Raw genomic sequence first — 16,339 nt, forward strand, 5'->3', positions numbered from 1 at the left:
CCGCCGGGCAGATTCCAGCCCTTTAGGGACGGTATGGGGAAGGGATCGCCTGTCGGCGCACCCGGGGCGGGTCGCGGTAACCGCCGCACAACCGCGGCGGATCCGGCGGTAGGCGGGGGACGCCGCGGCGGCGATCGCCAGGTGTGTGGCGAGCTCCGGGATTTCGCCATCGTGCAGGGCGGCCACGGTGAGCCGCAGATGGTCGTTGTGCGGGTGGTCGGTGACCTCGAACGGGCCGCCGGGAGCGGCCTTGATACCGGCGGCGGCCAGGGAGATCATGGCGGCGTTCTCGTCGGCGACCGGCAGCCAGAGGTTGATGCCGTCGCCGCGGGCGATCCGGATGTCGTGCCGGGACAGGGCCTTTCGCAGTGCCTCGGCGCGGGTGCGATAGACGGTGCGGGCCCGGGCGACCGTCGCGCGGGCCGCATCATCGGTGAGCATGTGCAGCAGGACGCGCTGCAGCAGGCGGCTGGACCAGCCGGGGCCGAGCATGCGGCGTTCGATGACCGGGTCCAGCAGGTCGGGCGGACCGCCCGCCACTGCCAGGCGCAGGTCCGCGCCATGGGATTTGGAGTATGAGCGAATGTGCACGGTGCGGGCGGGCAGGCGCGCGCCCAGCGATCGGGCGGGGGAGTGCGCGATGCCGGCCGAGTGATCGTCCTCGATGATGAGCGGCCGGACCGCCGACACACCGGCGGCGTCGGCCAGCACATCGGTCAGCTCGCGGACGCGCTGGGCGGTGAGGGACGCGCCCGTGGGGTTCTGGGCCCGGGGTTGCAGCAGTAGGGCGGTGGGCGCGTGGGCGGCCACCGCGGCGGCGAGTTCGCTCGGGAGCAGCCCGGATTCGTCCATGCCGACCGGGACCGGGCGGGTGCCGAGGCGGGACAGCAGATCCAGGAACGGTGGGAAACAGGGGTTTTCGACGATCACCGCATCGCCCAGGCGGACGTGCACGGCCAGCAGGCGGTCCACCGCGTCCAGGGCCCCGTCGAGCACGGTGAAGCGGCCGGCGCGGGCGGGCCAGTCGGCGCGGACCGCCGCCTCCAGCTCGGGCAGCATGGCGTCGCCGAGGTAGGTGGCCGAGAGGTCGTCGATGGCCCCGTCGGCGCTGAGCACGCGCAACGCCGTGGTGAGGTCGGGCAGCAGGGCCGGATCGGGGACGCCACGCGACAGATCGATGCGGAAGTTGTTGTCGGAGTGCGAGTGCAGGCGCTGATAGCGCCCGGCCGGGGTCACCGTGACCGGCTGCCGGGGCGTTCCGACGAAGGTGCCCGCGCGACCGCGCGCCATGATGGCGCCCGCGGCGGCCAGGGCGCGCCAAGCCTGGTTGACGGTGGCGGGGGAGACCTTCAACTCGCGCGCGAGGTCGCGCACGGTGGGCAGCCGGGAGCCGGGCGGCAGCGCGCCGGAGCGAATGCGGCGGCTCACGGCCGCGGCGATACCGGCGGCGGTGCGGTCGTGGACGTGGTCGATCAGGTCCCCGGCGGGCACCGTCGGCACTGCCGCGGCCGATGCGGCGGCGGGGGCGTCCGGCGGGTCGAGTTCCGTTGTCACAAGCGCCATTCTGCGATGGACGCGACGGGGTGAACGAAGCCGCCCCGAGGATTTACGGTCACGAAACTGTTTCCGCGAAGTTGTAACACAACGGAAGTGGTTCAGGGTGGAGTATCACAAAGTATGGCAATCGTTCGAGCTGCACTGGTCCAGACGAACTGGACCGGCGACAAAGAGTCCATGATCAAGGCGCACGAGGAATACGCGCGCCAGGCGGCCGCGGCGGGCGCGCAGGTGATCTGCTTCCAGGAGCTGTTCTACGGGCCGTACTTCTGCCAAGTGCAGGACGCCAAGTTCTACGAGTACGCGGAGGCGGTGCCCGGGCCGACGGTGGAGCGGTTCCAGGCGCTGGCCCGCGAACTCGGCCTGGTGATGGTGCTGCCGGTGTACGAGCAGGAGCAGCCGGGGGTCCTGTACAACACCGCCGCGGTGCTCGACGCCGACGGCAGCTACCTCGGCAAGTACCGCAAACACCACATCCCGCAGGTGAAGGGGTTCTGGGAGAAGTTCTACTTCCGGCCCGGGAATCTCGGGTGGCCGGTGTTCGACACCGCGGTCGGCAAGGTCGGGGTGTACATCTGCTACGACCGGCATTTCCCGGAGGGCTGGCGGGCGCTGGGCCTGGCGGGGGCGGAGATCGTGTTCAATCCCTCGGCCACCTCGCGCGGGCTGTCGAGCTACCTGTGGAAGCTGGAGCAACCGGCCTCCGCGGTCGCCAACGAGTACTTCGTGGGCGCCATCAACCGGGTCGGCGTGGAGGACCTGGGCGACAACGACTTCTACGGCACCAGTTACTTCGCCGACCCCGAGGGCAAGTTCGTGGGCGAGGTCGCCTCCGACCAGAACCCGGAACTCGTTGTGCGCGACCTGGATATGGATCTGCTCAAGGTGGTGCGCGACCGCTGGGCCTTCTACCGTGATCGCCGGCCGGACGCCTACGGAGAGCTGGTGCAGCCGTGAGTCGCGTCTTTGTTCACGGCGGAACGGTGGTCTCGGCCACCGGTTCGCAATTGCTCGATGTGCTCATCGACGGTGAAACCATCGCCGCCGTCGTGCAACCGGGCTCCACGGCGCTCGGGGCGGACCTGGCGGCAAACGCCGACGTGGTCATCGATGCCACCGGCAAATACGTGATTCCCGGTGGCGTGGACGCGCATACGCACATGCAGCTGCCCTTCGGCGGCACCGAGGCGTCCGACACCTTCGAGACCGGAACGCGGGCGGCGGCCTGGGGCGGCACGACGACGATCGTGGACTTCGCCGTGCAGAAGCCGGGGGAGCGGGTGCAGGACAGCCTGGCGGCCTGGCATGCCAAGGCCGCGGGCAAGTGCGCGATCGACTACGGGTTCCATCAGATCGTCGGCGACGTCAATGCCGAATCCCTGAAGGGCATGGCGGAATTGGTGTCCGAGGGCGTCACCAGCTTCAAGCTGTTCATGGCCTACCCGGGCGTGTTCTACTCCGATGACGGGCAGATCCTGCGCGCCATGCAGACCGCCGGCGACCTGGGCGCGGTGCTCATGATGCACGCCGAGAACGGCATCGCCATCGATGTGCTCATCGAGCAGACCCTGCAGCGCGGCGACACCGCACCGTACTTCCACGGCACCTCTCGCCCTTGGCAATTGGAGGAGGAGGCCACCCACCGCGCCATTATGCTGGCGCAGGTCACCGGGGCCCCGCTGTACGTCGTGCACGTCTCCGCCAAACAGGCTCTCGAACAGATCGCGCAGGCACGCGGCAACGGCCAGAACGTCTTCGGTGAGACCTGCCCGCAATACCTGTACCTGTCGCTCGAAGAACAGCTGGGCGCACCGGGATTCGAGGGCGCCAAGTGGGTCTGCTCGACACCGCTGCGCGCGCGGTCGGAGGGTCACCAGGACGAGCTGTGGCGCTACATCCGCACCGGTGATGTCACCAGTGTCGCCACCGATCACTGCCCGTTCTGCATGAAGGATCAGAAAGAGCTGGGCATAGGGGATTTCAGCAAGATCCCCAATGGCATCGGCGGCGTCGAGCATCGCATGGACCTCATGTTCCAGGGCGTGAAGGACGGGCGCATCTCGCTGGAGAAGTGGGTGGAGGTCTGCTGCACCACGCCCGCGCGCATGTTCGGCATGTATCCGCGCAAGGGCGTCATCAGCCCGGGCGCGGACGCCGATGTGGTGATCTACGACCCCAACGGGCACACCAGCATCGGGCTGGGCAAGACCCACCACATGAACATGGACCACTCCGCCTACGAGGGCTTCGAGATCGACGGGCACGTGGACACGGTGCTCTCGCGCGGCCGCGTGATCGTCGACGCCGGGGCCTACCTGGGCAGCGCCGGTCACGGCGGTTTCGTCAAACGCGGACTGGCGCAGAACCTCATCTGATTCGACCCGACCAACGATCGGAGCGTGCCGCATGGACCTCGGTGTGGTGCTGCAATGCACGCCGCCCGCCTCGCGGGTGGTGGAACTGGCGAGAATCGCCGAGACGCACGGCTTCTCGCACGTGTGGACGTTCGACTCGCACCTGCTGTGGCAGGAGCCCTACGTCATCTACAGCCAAATCCTGGCCTCGACCCGGAAAGTCGTGGTCGGGCCCATGGTCACCAACCCGTCCACCCGCGACTGGACGGTGACCGCGTCGACCTTCGCCACGCTGAACGACATGTTCGGCAACCGCACCATCTGCGGTATCGGGCGCGGTGATTCGGCGGTCCGCACGCTGGGCGGCCGACCGGCCGATCTGGCCACCCTGCGCGAATCCATCGCAGTGATCCGCGAACTCGGCAACGGCCGCAGCGCGCACATCGGGGACACCACCATCCGGTTCCCGTGGGCACAGCACTCGCGGCTGCCGGTGTGGGTGGCCGGATACGGGCCGCGCGCACTGGATCTCACCGGCGAAGTAGCCGACGGGTTCATCCTGCAGCTCGCCGATCCCGATATCGCCGCCTGGACCATCGCGCGGGTGCGGTCCGCCGCCGAACGAGCCGGGCGCGACCCGCGGTCGGTGAGCATCTGCGTCGCCGCGCCCGCCTACATCACCGACGGCACGGTCGCGGGCCTGAAACACGCTCGCGAGCAGTGCCGCTGGTTCGGCGGCATGGTCGGCAACCACGTCGCCGATATCGTCGCCAAATACGGTGGCGACAGCGAGGTTCCGGCCGCGTTGACCGAATACATCGCGGGCCGCCAGGGTTACGACTACAACCAGCACGGGCGCGCCGGGAATACGCACGCCGACTTCGTGCCGGACGCCATCGTGGACCGGTTCTGCGTGATCGGCACCCCCGACGACCACCTGACCCGGCTGCGCGAACTCGAGGAACTGGGCGTCGACCAATTCGCCGTCTATCTCCAGCACGATGCCAAGACCTCCACCCTGGAGGCCTACGGCGAATCGGTGCTGCCGCGGCTGGCCCACCCCGTGACCGCGACGGAGACCAGCACGTGACGGGAATGCTCGATGAACTCGCACCCGATCCGGATGTAGCCGCCCCGTCATTCCGGCGTGCTTTTGGCCGGAATCCACGAATGGCGGGGCAAGATCCCGGCCAAAAGCGCGCCGGGATGACGATCGGGGCGAGTGGTTGGCGATTCGCGTTTCCGCTGCTCGCCTTCGTGTTGCTGATCGTGCTGTGGGAACTGGTGAAGGCGCTGGTACCGGCCAATGGCGTGAGCATCGGCGAGCAGCGCGTGCTGCCGCGCACCTCCGATGGCGCCATGCCGCACGCGTGGGCGGTGCTCACCGTGCTCGGGGAGGCCGACGGTAAGACCACGGTCGGGGCGACGCTGCTGCGCACCGGGGGATTCACCCTCGGGCTGTCTTTGCTCGCCCTCGCCGTGGGCACCGTCGTCGGCATTCTGCTCGCCATCGTCATGCAGCGCTTCGCGTGGGTCGAGCGCGGCCTGCTGCCGTATGTGATCGTCTCCCAGACGGTTCCGCTCATTGCGCTCGCGCCCCTGGTGGCGGGCTGGGGCGGCAAGTTCGTGATCGCCGGGCAGCCGTGGCGGCCGTGGATGAGCATTGTCGTCATCGCCGCGTACCTGGTGTTCTTCCCGGTCGCCATCGGCACGCTGCGCGGGCTGCAAGCACCGGCCAAGGCCTCGGTCGAACTGCTGCACAGCTGCGCGGCCGGATGGTGGGCGACGCTGCGGTTTCTGCGGTTGCCCGCCGCGGTGCCGCATATTCTGCCCGCGCTGCGGCTCGGGGCGGCGGCCGCGGTCATCGGCGCGGTGGTCGCCGAGATCTCCACCGGCACCGCGGGCGGGATCGGCCGGCAGATCATCGTGTTCTCGCAACAATCCACCGGCAATGCCGCACGGCTGTACGCGGCCGTGCTGGCCGCCGCACTGCTCGGGGTCGTGCTGACCGCGCTGGTGAGCGTGGCGGAACTGGCATTGCGCCGCTACAGCCGGCCCGGTCATACCTCAGGAGGTTCCCGTTGACCGTCGAGACATCCCTCGCGAAAGACACGGCGGCCGGGCCGGATTCGGTGCCCGCCGTCGAACTGCGCGACGTCGGCAAGATCTACGCCGCCGGTGCGGTCACCGCGCTCGAGGATGTGACGCTGTCGGTCGCGGCCGGTGAGTTCGTCTCCCTCATCGGCCCGTCCGGCTGCGGCAAATCCACGCTGCTGCGCATCATCGCCGACCTGGAGCAGACCACCTCGGGAACCGTTGTGGTGCACGGCAAGACAGCGCGACAGGCGCGGCTGGACCAGGACTACGGCATCGCCTTCCAGCAGGCCGGGCTGCTGGATTGGCGCACGGTGCGCGAGAATGTGGAGCTGCCACTGCAATTGCACGGCGTCGGCAAACGCGAGCGCCGCGCGCGCAGCGCCGAACTGCTCGAGATCACCGGGCTCACCGACTTCGCCCAGCGCTATCCGGCCGAGCTCTCCGGCGGGATGCAGCAGCGCGTGGCCATCGCCCGCGCGCTGGCCCGCAAACCACCGCTGCTACTGATGGACGAGCCGTTCGGCGCGCTCGACGAGATGACTCGTGAACGCATGCAGGGCGAACTGCTGCGGGTGGCCGAGGAGACCGGCGCCGCAGTGGTTTTCGTGACGCACTCCATTCCGGAGGCGGTGTTCCTCTCCGATCGCGTGGTGGTCATGTCCCCACGGCCCGGACGCATTACCGCCGTCCTGGGCACCGGCGGCTGGGATCGCGCCGCCGAAGAAGACGTGCGCTCCACCGAGGCATTCTTCTCCTCGGTCGCCGCCGTGCGCGCCGCCCTGCACGAGGGCCACGGCACCGCGGCGGATGCGGTGGCGGGACGGGACATCCGGTGACGACCATGCGCGCGAATGGGTTCAGCATGCTCAAAACCGCCGGGCCGCCGGTGCTTTTCGGGGTGACCATCCTGATGCTGTGGCAGGTGCTCACCGTCGCCGCCGGAGTGCCGTCCTTCCTGCTGCCCGCGCCGACCGCCATTGCCGACGCCTTCAGCGCCAACTTCGACGCGATCCTGAAGGCCGCCACCGCAACCGGGGCCAACGCCCTCATCGGTCTGCTCGCCGGAGCGGTTCTCGGCATCGCCGCCGCCATCCTGGCCGTGCGCTTCGCCGTGGTCGACGGCCTGCTCGGCGCGCTCGCCGCGGGCGCCGCCGCCGTCCCTATCGTCGCGCTCGCCCCGCTGCTCAACTCCATGTACTCGACCACCACCGATCTGCCGCGCCGCCTGGTCGCCGCGATCGTGGTGTTCTTCCCCGTATTCGTCAGCACCGCAAAGGGATTGCGGCAGGTCCCGCGCGTGCACGCCGACCTCATGACCGCCTACGCCGCCGGCGGCTGGCAGATCACCCGCACCGTCCGGCTGCCCGCCGCGCTGCCGCACTTGTTCACCGGCCTGCGCATCGCCGCGCCCGGTGCGGTCATCGCGGCCATCATCGCCGAATACTTCGGCGGCCTCCAGCACGGCCTGGGCAGCCGGATCACCTCCGCCGCAGCCAATACCGCCTATCCCCGCGCCTGGGCCTATGTCGTCGCCGCCATGGTGCTCGGCCTGGCTTTCCTCGCCGCCGTGTTGCTGCTCGAGCAGCTCACCCGCAGACCCCGCACCACCCTCTGGAGATCGAAATGAGAAGTACCACCCGCAGACAACGCATCCAGGCCTGGGCGCTCGCCGCCGCTCTGGGCCTGGCCGCGCTCACCGGCTGCAGCACCACCGAATCGAGCACCACCACCGACGGGCTCACCAAGGTCAAGCTGCAGTTGCAGTGGTTCAAACAAGGCCAGTTCGCCGGGTATCTGGCCGCAGTCGACCAGGGCTTCTACAAGAAGCACGGTCTCGACGTCGAAATCATCGACGGCGGAACCGATATCGTTCCGCAGACCGTGCTCGCCCAGGGGCAGGCCGATTACGCCATCGCCTGGGTGCCCAAGGCGCTCGCCTCCCGGGAAGCCGGTGCGGGCATCACCAATGTGGCCCAGATCTTCCAGCGTTCGGGCACCAAACAGGTGTCGTTCAAGGCGGCCGGCATCAACGGACCGGCCGACCTGCGCGGCAAGAAGGTCGGAAACTGGGGCTACGGCAATGAATTCGAGCTCTTCGCCGGAATGACCCGCGCCGGACTCGATCCCGCCAAGGATGTCACGCTGGTGCAGCAGCAGTTCGATATGAACGCCTTCCTCGCCCGCGATATCGACGCCGCCCAGGCCATGTCCTACAACGAGTACGCGCAACTGCTGGAAACCAAGAACCCGGCCACCGGAAAGCTGTACACGCCGGCGGATTTCACCACCATCGACTGGAACGACCAGGGCGTCGCCATGCTGCAGGACGCCATCTGGGCCAATAGCGAGAAGCTGAACGACAGCGGGTACGCCGATCAAACCGTCAAGTTCATCGCCGCCTCGCTCGAGGGCTGGGCGTTCTGCCGCGACAATGTGGAGAAGTGCCGCGATATCACCGTCGCCGCCGGATCCACGCTCGGCAACAGCCACCAGCAGTGGCAGATCACCGAGGTGAACAAGCTGATCTGGCCCTCGCCCAAGGGAATCGGGCTGATGGACGAGGCCGCGTGGGATCGGACCGTGTCCATTGCGAAGAACACCAAGAACCAAGAGGGCGCGACCGTGCTCACCAAGGATCCCGATGCGGCCGCCTACACCGTCGAATACGCCACCAAGGCCATCGACCTGCTGAAGTCCCAGGGTGTCGACGTCACCGGCAGTTCCTACACGGCGCAGCCGGTCACCCTCACCGAGGGCGGCAAATAGGCCCGATCGATCGTCGCTCGCGCCCGCTGCCCCGCACACCGATGTGGGGGCAGCGGGCGCCGCTGTTTCCGGGGTCTCGCGGTGCATTGACCGTATGTTCTAGAATTTGGCCATGCGGTCAGAAAGTGAGCCGGGCGGTCAGCAGCGCTCGTTCATCGAAGAGGCCCGCCGCCGCCAGATCATCGCGTCGGCCGTGGAGGTGATCTCCGAGGTCGGGTACGCCAATGCGTCCCTGGCCCGGATCGCCGAGCACGCGGGCATCTCCAAGGGGGTCATCTCCTACCACTTCCAGGGCAAGGACGATCTGATGACGCAGCTGGTGATCCAGCTGTACGTCTCCGCCGCCGAGGTGGTGGCGCCGGAGGTCATCGCCGCGGTGGGCGCGCGCAACCGCGTGCTGGCCTATATCGAATCGAACCTGGCGTTCATCGATGCGAACCGGCGGTATGTGGCCGCCCTCACCGAGGTGGTGCGCAATCTGCGCGACGCCGACGGACAGCTGCACTTCGCCTCGTCGGACGAGAGCGAGATCCTGGAGCCGCTCGTCGCGCTGCTGCGGGAAGGGCAGCTCGAGGGGGAGTTCGGCGAGTTCGATCCGGTGTTCATGGGCAAATCGATTCGCGACGCCATCGACGGGGCCGGCGCGCGCGTGGTCAGGGAAACGGATTTCGACCTGCGCGGCTATACCGCGCACACTGCCCGACTGTTCGATCTCGCCACCAGGAAGGCGGAAGAGTGATGACGACGTCCCTGAAAACCATTGCGGCACGGCGGGAAACTCCCGCGGGCCTGCCGCCCTTCGCGCTCGGTCCGGTGGCCGCCATCGCGGGCGTCGCCGCGGTGGCTCTGGCCGCGTCGCTCGGACGCTACGGCTTCTACGGTGACGAGCTCTACTTCCTCTCGGCCGGACGCCGGTTGTCCTTCGGGTATGCCGATCAGGGACCGCTGGTGCCCGCCATCGCGCGGCTCATGGACATCCTCGCACCGGGATCGCTGGTGGCCCTGCGTATTCCGGCGCTGCTGGTCACCGTCGCGGCCATTGTCATCAGCGCTCAGATCGCCCGGGAATTCGGTGGTTCGCGCGGCGCTCAGACCCTCAGCGCGGCCGCCTACGCCACCTCGACGTTCCTGCTGATCCAGGGAACGCAGTTGTCCACCAACACCATCGACACCGCGCTGTGGGTGCTGATCAGCTGGCTGCTCGTGCGCTGGGTGCGCACCCGTCGCGACGGTCTGCTGTTCTGGGCGGCCTTGGTGACCGCGCTCGATATGCAGGTGAAGTGGCTGATCCCGTTCTTCTGGATCGCCGTCGGCATTGCCGCGCTGATCTACGGACCGCGTGAGCTGCTGCGCCGCCCGCTGCTGTGGGCCGGTGCCGCAGTGGTTTTCGTGTGCACGCTGCCGACGCTGCTGTGGCAGGCGGCGCACGGCTGGCCGCAACTGGGCATGGGGGCGCAGGTGTCGGCCGAACAGGACACCATGGGCGGGCGGCTCACCTTCCTGCCGCTCGCGTTGCTCATGGCCGGAATCCTGGGCGGAGTGCTGCTGCTGTACGGCATCTGGGCGCTGCTGCGGTCGGACAGCCTGCGGCCGTATCGCTTTCTGGGCCTGGTGCCGCTGCTGCTCACCGTGGTGTTCCTGGTCGAGAACGGCCGCCCGTACTACCTCATCGGCTGCTTCCCGATGGTGATGGCCGCCGGGGCGGTGCAGTGGACCACCCGGGCGGCGCGGTGGCGCGGCTGGGTGGCGGGCGTGCTCGCCGTGTCCTCGGCGGTGCTGGTGGCGTATGTGCTGCCCTGGCAGCCCGAAAGCGATATCCCGCCCGCCCGCGAATCGGATTCGGCCATCAGCGTGTACGCCAAGTTCGGCTGGCCCGAACTGCGTGACGCGACGGCGGCCGCGTATCGGGCGCTACCGGAGCCGGAACGGTCGCGGGCCGTCGTCATCACCGATTCCTATTGGCAGGCATCCGCGTTGGACGGCGATCGTGTGAAGTACGGTCTGCCCGCGATCTACAGCCCCAACCGCGGCTTCGGCTACTTCGGCACCCCGCCCGATACCGCCACCACGGTGCTCTGGGTCGGCGGCGACGGCAGTGAACCGCGCGCGCACTGCGCGACCGTCACCGAGGTGGGCCGCGTCGACGCTCGACTGGGCTTGCCCGGTGTGACCCGGGGCGTCACCATCTGGCGCTGCGACCACCCGCGCGACCCCTGGTCGCACGAGTGGCCATCCATGCTGCGCCTGGGCTGAGCTCGCTCAGCTCCGCACGGCGACAACGGAATCGAGCACCACGCCGGCGGCGGGCTGACCGTCGCCGGAGCCGTCGACGGTGCCGCCCGCGGCAATGTTCTGCAGCACGCTCATGCCCTGGGTGACCTTGCCGAACGGGGTGTAGTTCGGCGGCAGCTGCGAATCGCCGTACACCAGGAAGAACTGGCTGCCATTGCTGTTCGGCCCGGAATTGGCCATGGCGACCGTGCCCGCGGGATAGGTTGCGCCTTCCAGGTTCTCGTCGTTGAACCGGTAGCCCGGGCCGCCGGTTCCGGTGCCGGTCGGGTCACCGCACTGCAGGACGCGAATGCCCTCGGTGGTCAGCCGGTGGCAGCGGGTCTGGTTGAAATACCGCTGCTCGGACAGGAATACGAAGGAATTGACGGTGCGCGGGGCCTTCGCCGCATCGAGCTGGATGGTGATGGTGCCGCAGTTGGTGGCCAGATCGGCGGTGTACCCGGCCGACTGGTCGATGGTCATGGCCGGCTCGAACAGCCAGGTCCCGCCGGTCGGCTGGGCCTCGGCCGGATCGCTGCAGCCCGGTACATGATTGGCCGGCAGCGGCGCGGGGGCGGCGTCGGCGCGCCCGGAGATCACCAGCACCAGAGTGGCCGCGGCGGCGATGACCCCGATGCGTCGTAGCGTGCTGCGGCCGATCCGAATTCGGCGGGGCCGCCGGGCCTGGTCGCTGTCGGGATGCCGCTGCTGCGGTTCGATGCTCACCGGATGGTCTCCTTCGAGTGGATTGGGTGCCGGTCTGTGCGGACCGGACGCCGGACAATGCCGCGCGCGGAATCATTCCATCTCCGCCGCGCGCATGGGGCCGGATGGGTGGTTCCGGGCGAAGAGTCCGGATTGCGCGGCACGCCGGGATCACTCCCACCACCTGGGAATTCACTGCTAACGTCGGCGGATATGAAGGTAGAACTGCGGCACAATCCGTCGTCGACCGTCGCCCGCTGCTTTCTGGCCGGGGGCGAGCCCATGCGGGTGGAGCACGGGGCCATGATCGCGCACTCCGCGGGAGTCTCACTGGCGGCCAAGGCCGAAGGCGGCATCATCGCCGGTTTGAAAAGGTCGGTGCTGGCGGGGGAGTCGTTCTTCGTGTCCACGTTCACCGCGCCCCCGCAGGGCGGCTGGGTCGACGTCGCGCCGGCCCTGCCCGGCGACATGCTCGCCCTCACCGTGGCCCCGGACCGCCCGTACTTCATCAGCCGCGGCGGCTGGATCGCCAACTCGCACGGCGTCGCCGTCGAAGCCAAATGGGGCGGCTTCGCCAACCTCTTCGGCGGCGAGGGCGGTTTCGGCCTGCGCGCCGACGGCCAAGGCGAGGTGGTCCTCGGCGTCTTCGGCGCCATCGACGTCATCGACCTGCAACCCGGCGAACCGGTCACCATCGACACCGGCCACGTCGTCGCCTACGACCTCGCCATGAACTTCACCATCCGCCGCGCCGTCTCCGGCCGCTCACTCCAATCCCTCAAATCAGGCGAAGGTTTCGTCTTCGACTTCGTAGGCCCCGGCCGCGTCCTCCTGCAAACCCGCAACCCCGGCGCCTTCTCCGCCTGGGTCGGCCGTGCCACCTCGGCCAGCTAGCACTGTGACCCACGCCACAGTCCCACTCATCGAACATAACCGCAGCTGAACCCGGCCCTACTGTGAAATCTTGATCCGGCCGGGGAACTTTCCTCGCGAAAACCCCGGAGTTGGACATGTGAATAGATCATGCTTCACATGTTCGACATGCCGTTTCACAGATGAGGAGTCAAACGTGTCCGGATCCGCAGCGGATTTCCTTGCCGATGTCCTGACCAAACTGGTCCAGAACCTCTTCTCGGGAAGCTCCAAGTAACCCACCCCACCGGCGGCCCAACGAATCGCGCGGGTTTCGTTGGGCCGCTTGCATTTTCCTGGACGAGTCCAGCCGTGCTGGTTCGGGGATCAGCGGAGGAGGTCGGGGATGAGGAGGCGGGTGTCGGGGACGAAGGGCCAGGTGGGGTCTTCGAGGTGGGTGAGGAGTTGCTTGTCGGTCCACCACCAGCCGGCGGCGATCTCTTCGGGTTGGTGATGGATGGGGCCGTCGTAGCGGACCTCGTAGGCGAAGAGGTGGCAGCGCATGGGGCGGTCTTGCCAGGTGCCGTCCCAGGAGGCGGTGACGAGGGGGACGGGGTGGTCGTCGGGGGCGATGCCGAGTTCTTCGGAGAGTTCGCGGAGGGCGGCTGCGGCGGGGTCCTCGCCGGGGGAGAGGACGCCGCCGGCCAGGCAGTCGTGCATGCCGGCGAAGACGGCCTTGGTGTCGGTGCGTTTGTGGACGTAGATGCGGGAGCCGTCGCGGGAGCGGACCAGGACGCCGGCGCTGGCGTGCCAGAGGCCCTCGGCGTAGACGACGGCGCGGTCCTGCGCGCCGATCTCGCGGCCCTCGGCGTCGTAGAGCGCGATCATCTCGGCCATGCGGGCTCCCTTCTGCGGCACGGCTGCCGGGTGGTTCCTCAGCACCTTATCGATCACGCGCGAGGGGGTCGGCGACGGGCGTAGCCTCTTCATGCACAACCGTTTTCGGCGGACGCGTGATCTCCGCGCCGGCGGGGGACGGGAGAACCGTCGGAGAGGACGAAGACGTGCCGCTGCCGCAGACGTTGGCCAGGTTCAACAGGGTCGTCACCAATCCCGTGCTGGGTGTGATGGCCCGGGTCGCGCCGGGATTCGGCATTGTGGTCCATCGGGGGCGCAAGTCGGGGCGGGTATATCGGTCGCCGGTGCTGGTGTTCGCGCGCGACGACGGGTACCGGGTGGCGCTGACCTACGGGCCGGAGGTGGACTGGCTGAAGAACATTCGGGCGGCGGGGGCCTTCGAGTTCGAGACGCGCGGGCGCACGCTGATGCTGGTGGATCCGGTGGTGCGGCGGGACGCGTCGGCGTCCTGGGCGCCGCCGCTGGTGCGGCAGGCGCTGGTGGCGATCTCGGCGGAGTACTACGTGCAGGCGCGGCCCGCGTAGGACCTCAGCGCGGCTTCAGGCGGATGACCACGCCGCCCTGCTGCCAGGTCTGATAGATATCGGCCTTGTTGGGGCTGCCGTCGGGATTGAAGCCGATGCCGTTGAACTTGGCATTGGTGGCATTGTCGCGGGCGATGACCTCGTAGAGCCGCATGACCGATTCATTGTCGGTGGCCACCTCGCCGTCGGCGGTGCGGCGCGGACCGCCCATGGACAGCTGCACCGGATTGTCCTTGCGGATATTGCGCACCCACGGCAGCGACCGGGTGCCGACCAGGATCTCGTCGCCGTGCCGGGTGTAGGCGACCGGGACGTCGTAGACCTTGCCGGACTTGCGGCCGGTGACGTGAATGACGAGCAGCCGCTTGCCGACCACGCTGGAGATGCCCGGCACGCGCAGCAGGGTGCGCATGGTGGCATTGACGTAGCGCTGATACTGCGGAATCGGCTGCGGGCCGCTGGTGGACGGCGTGCCGTACGGATTGGCGTCGGGGGTTTGCTCGGACATGCCGGTCTCCTTCACGGAAAGCGTTGTACGGCAGGGGCATACCGGACCGAGTATAGGCTGGTGACCAGGGCCGGGCGGCGACCACGGGAGGGTCGGCCACGGTTCCGGAGGCGTGTGGTCGCGCGGGTGCGGCAGTGTTTCGCAGACCGGTCGGTTCTGGCGGGCGCTGTAGATTCGCTGGTGACCGCACGAAGCCCCGTCGTTCAGGAGCATGCTGGTGACCGATGTCGAGGATCGCCCGGCGCAGCCGAACCCGTCCGGGCGACATGCAGCAGCGGAAGAGCGCCCACCCATGGCGTGGTGGAGCGTGGCAGCCATCGCGTCCCCGGCTGCCGCGGTGTTGCTGTACTCGGCGACCCGCTACGGGTACTTCGGCGATGAACTGTATTTCCTCGCGGCCGGCCGGCGGCTCGCCTTCGGGTACGCCGATCAGGGACCGGTGCTGCCGCTGCTCGCACGGCTGATGGACACCCTCGCGCCCGGATCCTATTTCGCGATAAGGCTGCCCGCGGTCATCCTTACAGTGCTCGCAATCGTCTTGTGCGCCATGCTCGTCCGCGAATTCGGCGGCGGCCGCTGGGCGCAAGCGCTGGCGGCGCTGGCATACGCCACCTCACCGTTCCTGCTGTTGCAGGGCACCATGCTCACCACCAATTCGGTCGACACCGCGCTGTGGGTGATCATCACCTGGCTCGTGGTGCGCTGGGTGCACACCCGCGACGACCGCCTCCTCCTGCTCGCCGCCCTCGTCACCGCGGTGGACATGCAGGTGAAATGGCTGATCCCGTTCTTCTGGCTCGCGGTCGCGGCGAGCAGCCTGGCCTTCGGCCCGCGCGAGCTGGTGCGCCGGCCGCTGTTGTGGATCGGCGGTGCGATCGTGGTGGTGACCATGGTGCCCGCCCTCGTCTGGCAGGCGAACAATGGCTGGCCGCAACTGGAAATGGGCCGGGTGATCGGCGAACAGCAAGGGGTGCTGGGCGGAAGGTTGCTGTTCATACCCATGTCGATCAGCCTGGCCGGACTGCTGGGCGCGCTGCTGCTGCTGTGGGGTCTGTGGGCCCTGCTCATGTGGGAATCCTTGCGGCCCTATCGATTTCTCGGTGTGACCCTGATCCTGCTGTACGCGGCGTTCCTCATTACCGGCGGACGCATCTACTACACCACCGGCATGTACGCGGTCATGATCGCCGCCGGCGCGGTCGCCCTCGTGACGACCGCCGAGCGCACCGCCGCCATCGGACGGGCGGCGCTGATCTCGGTGACGGCCCTACTGGGCGCGATCTCGACCATCTTCGTGCTGTACGCCATGCCGTGGAAGTCGCCCGAGGACATCGAGCCCCCTGCGGATCTCGGCCAGGCCGCCATCAATATCGGCACCTACGGCTCCTTCGGCTGGCCCGAACTCACCGCCGCGGTCGAGCAGGCGTACCGGGCGCTGCCGCCGGACCAGCAGGCGCACACGGTGATCATCACCGACACCTATTGGCAGTCCGCCGCTCTGGACCAGCTCGGCCGTGACGAGCTGCCGCCGATCTACAGCCCCAGCCGCGGCTTCGGCTACTTCGGGACCCCGCCCGACGACGCCACGACCGTGCTCTACGTGGGCGAGGACGACGAGCCCGAGCTGGCCACCCAGTTCGAGCGCGTCGAGCCGATCGGCGAGGTCGACACCCGCCTAGGCTTCCCCGGCAACACCCAGGACGTCACCATCTGGAAGTGCACGGGCCGGAAACAGCCGTGGTCGCAGGTATGGCCGCAGTGGATGCACCTGTAGTCGCCAAGGGAGT

General features: G+C 68.5%; 16 protein-coding genes. 12 read left to right on the forward strand and 4 right to left on the reverse strand.

The genetic code is table 11. From position 1 onward, the window contains the following. A partial coding sequence (locus tag ACFVIV_RS33860; protein WP_379203509.1) for an aminotransferase class I/II-fold pyridoxal phosphate-dependent enzyme occupies positions 1-1,554 on the reverse strand: 1,554 nt, incomplete at its 3' end. 123 nt (positions 1,555-1,677) lie between these two features. Between ACFVIV_RS33860 and ACFVIV_RS33865 the strand changes: the two genes are divergently transcribed. The 9 genes from ACFVIV_RS33865 to ACFVIV_RS33905 all read left to right on the forward strand — a co-directional run bounded on the left by ACFVIV_RS33865 (position 1,678) and on the right by ACFVIV_RS33905 (position 11,027). Beyond that, complete coding sequence (locus tag ACFVIV_RS33865; protein WP_379203511.1) at positions 1,678-2,514, forward strand: nitrilase-related carbon-nitrogen hydrolase; 837 nt, start codon at positions 1,678-1,680, stop codon at positions 2,512-2,514. Next, complete coding sequence (gene hydA, locus ACFVIV_RS33870) at positions 2,511-3,932, forward strand: dihydropyrimidinase (protein ID WP_379203513.1); 1,422 nt, start codon at positions 2,511-2,513, stop codon at positions 3,930-3,932. Before ACFVIV_RS33865 ends, hydA begins: the two co-directional genes overlap by 4 nt. Positions 3,933-3,963: 31 nt before the next feature. Further along, positions 3,964-5,001 carry a TIGR03842 family LLM class F420-dependent oxidoreductase gene (locus tag ACFVIV_RS33875; RefSeq protein ID WP_379203515.1) on the forward strand — a complete coding sequence of 346 codons (1,038 nt, stop codon included), beginning with the start codon at positions 3,964-3,966 and terminating at the stop codon, positions 4,999-5,001. A 116-nt stretch (positions 5,002-5,117) separates the two neighbouring features. Continuing rightward, the gene (locus ACFVIV_RS33880; RefSeq protein ID WP_379203517.1) at positions 5,118-5,996 is read left to right on the forward strand and encodes an ABC transporter permease; all 879 of its coding nucleotides are present in this window, start codon (positions 5,118-5,120) and stop codon (positions 5,994-5,996) included. After that, positions 5,993-6,844 carry an ABC transporter ATP-binding protein gene (locus ACFVIV_RS33885; RefSeq protein WP_379203519.1) on the forward strand — a complete coding sequence of 284 codons (852 nt, stop codon included), beginning with the start codon at positions 5,993-5,995 and terminating at the stop codon, positions 6,842-6,844. The genes ACFVIV_RS33880 and ACFVIV_RS33885 overlap by 4 nt, the downstream gene beginning before the upstream one ends. Positions 6,845-6,849: 5 nt before the next feature. Beyond that, a complete protein-coding gene (locus ACFVIV_RS33890; RefSeq protein WP_379203520.1) occupies positions 6,850-7,635 on the forward strand; it encodes an ABC transporter permease in 786 nt (261 codons plus the stop codon). Then, positions 7,632-8,774, forward strand: a complete 1,143-nt coding sequence (locus ACFVIV_RS33895; protein ID WP_379203522.1) for an ABC transporter substrate-binding protein — start codon at positions 7,632-7,634, stop codon at positions 8,772-8,774. Before ACFVIV_RS33890 ends, ACFVIV_RS33895 begins: the two co-directional genes overlap by 4 nt. A 112-nt stretch (positions 8,775-8,886) precedes the next feature. Then, positions 8,887-9,513, forward strand: coding sequence for a TetR/AcrR family transcriptional regulator (locus ACFVIV_RS33900; protein WP_379203524.1), 627 nt, complete (start codon positions 8,887-8,889; stop codon positions 9,511-9,513). Beyond that, positions 9,513-11,027, forward strand: coding sequence for a glycosyltransferase family 39 protein (locus ACFVIV_RS33905; protein WP_379203526.1), 1,515 nt, complete (start codon positions 9,513-9,515; stop codon positions 11,025-11,027). The genes ACFVIV_RS33900 and ACFVIV_RS33905 overlap by 1 nt, the downstream gene beginning before the upstream one ends. A 6-nt stretch (positions 11,028-11,033) precedes the next feature. On the opposite strand, the gene ACFVIV_RS33910 is transcribed toward ACFVIV_RS33905, so the two are convergent. Then, a complete protein-coding gene (locus ACFVIV_RS33910) occupies positions 11,034-11,771 on the reverse strand; it encodes a peptidylprolyl isomerase (protein WP_379203528.1) in 738 nt (245 codons plus the stop codon). A 192-nt stretch (positions 11,772-11,963) separates the two neighbouring features. On the opposite strand from ACFVIV_RS33910, the gene ACFVIV_RS33915 reads away from it, so the two are divergent. Then, on the forward strand, positions 11,964-12,644 hold the full coding sequence (locus ACFVIV_RS33915) for a TIGR00266 family protein (RefSeq protein ID WP_379203530.1): 681 nt from the start codon (positions 11,964-11,966) through the stop codon (positions 12,642-12,644). Positions 12,645-12,989: 345 nt separating this feature from the next. On the opposite strand, the gene ACFVIV_RS33920 is transcribed toward ACFVIV_RS33915, so the two are convergent. Further along, positions 12,990-13,499 carry an NUDIX domain-containing protein gene (locus ACFVIV_RS33920; RefSeq protein WP_379203532.1) on the reverse strand — a complete coding sequence of 170 codons (510 nt, stop codon included), beginning with the start codon at positions 13,497-13,499 and terminating at the stop codon, positions 12,990-12,992. A 167-nt stretch (positions 13,500-13,666) separates the two neighbouring features. On the opposite strand from ACFVIV_RS33920, the gene ACFVIV_RS33925 reads away from it, so the two are divergent. Next, on the forward strand, positions 13,667-14,044 hold the full coding sequence (locus ACFVIV_RS33925) for a nitroreductase family deazaflavin-dependent oxidoreductase (protein WP_379203534.1): 378 nt from the start codon (positions 13,667-13,669) through the stop codon (positions 14,042-14,044). A gap of 4 nt (positions 14,045-14,048) precedes the next feature. Here ACFVIV_RS33925 and ACFVIV_RS33930 read toward each other — a convergent pair whose 3' ends face one another. After that, entirely contained in the window at positions 14,049-14,552 is a 504-nt protein-coding gene (locus tag ACFVIV_RS33930; protein WP_379203536.1) for a nitroreductase/quinone reductase family protein, read from the reverse strand. Between the two features lie 211 nt (positions 14,553-14,763). Here ACFVIV_RS33930 and ACFVIV_RS33935 point away from each other — a divergent pair, with 211 nt between their 5' ends. Next, positions 14,764-16,326 carry a glycosyltransferase family 39 protein gene (locus ACFVIV_RS33935; RefSeq protein WP_379203538.1) on the forward strand — a complete coding sequence of 521 codons (1,563 nt, stop codon included), beginning with the start codon at positions 14,764-14,766 and terminating at the stop codon, positions 16,324-16,326. Positions 16,327-16,339: the final 13 nt, after the last annotated feature.

Origin of the sequence: Nocardia sp. NPDC127526 (assembly GCF_042672265.1) — a bacterium.
Classification (GTDB): Bacteria; Actinomycetota; Actinomycetes; order Mycobacteriales; family Mycobacteriaceae; genus Nocardia.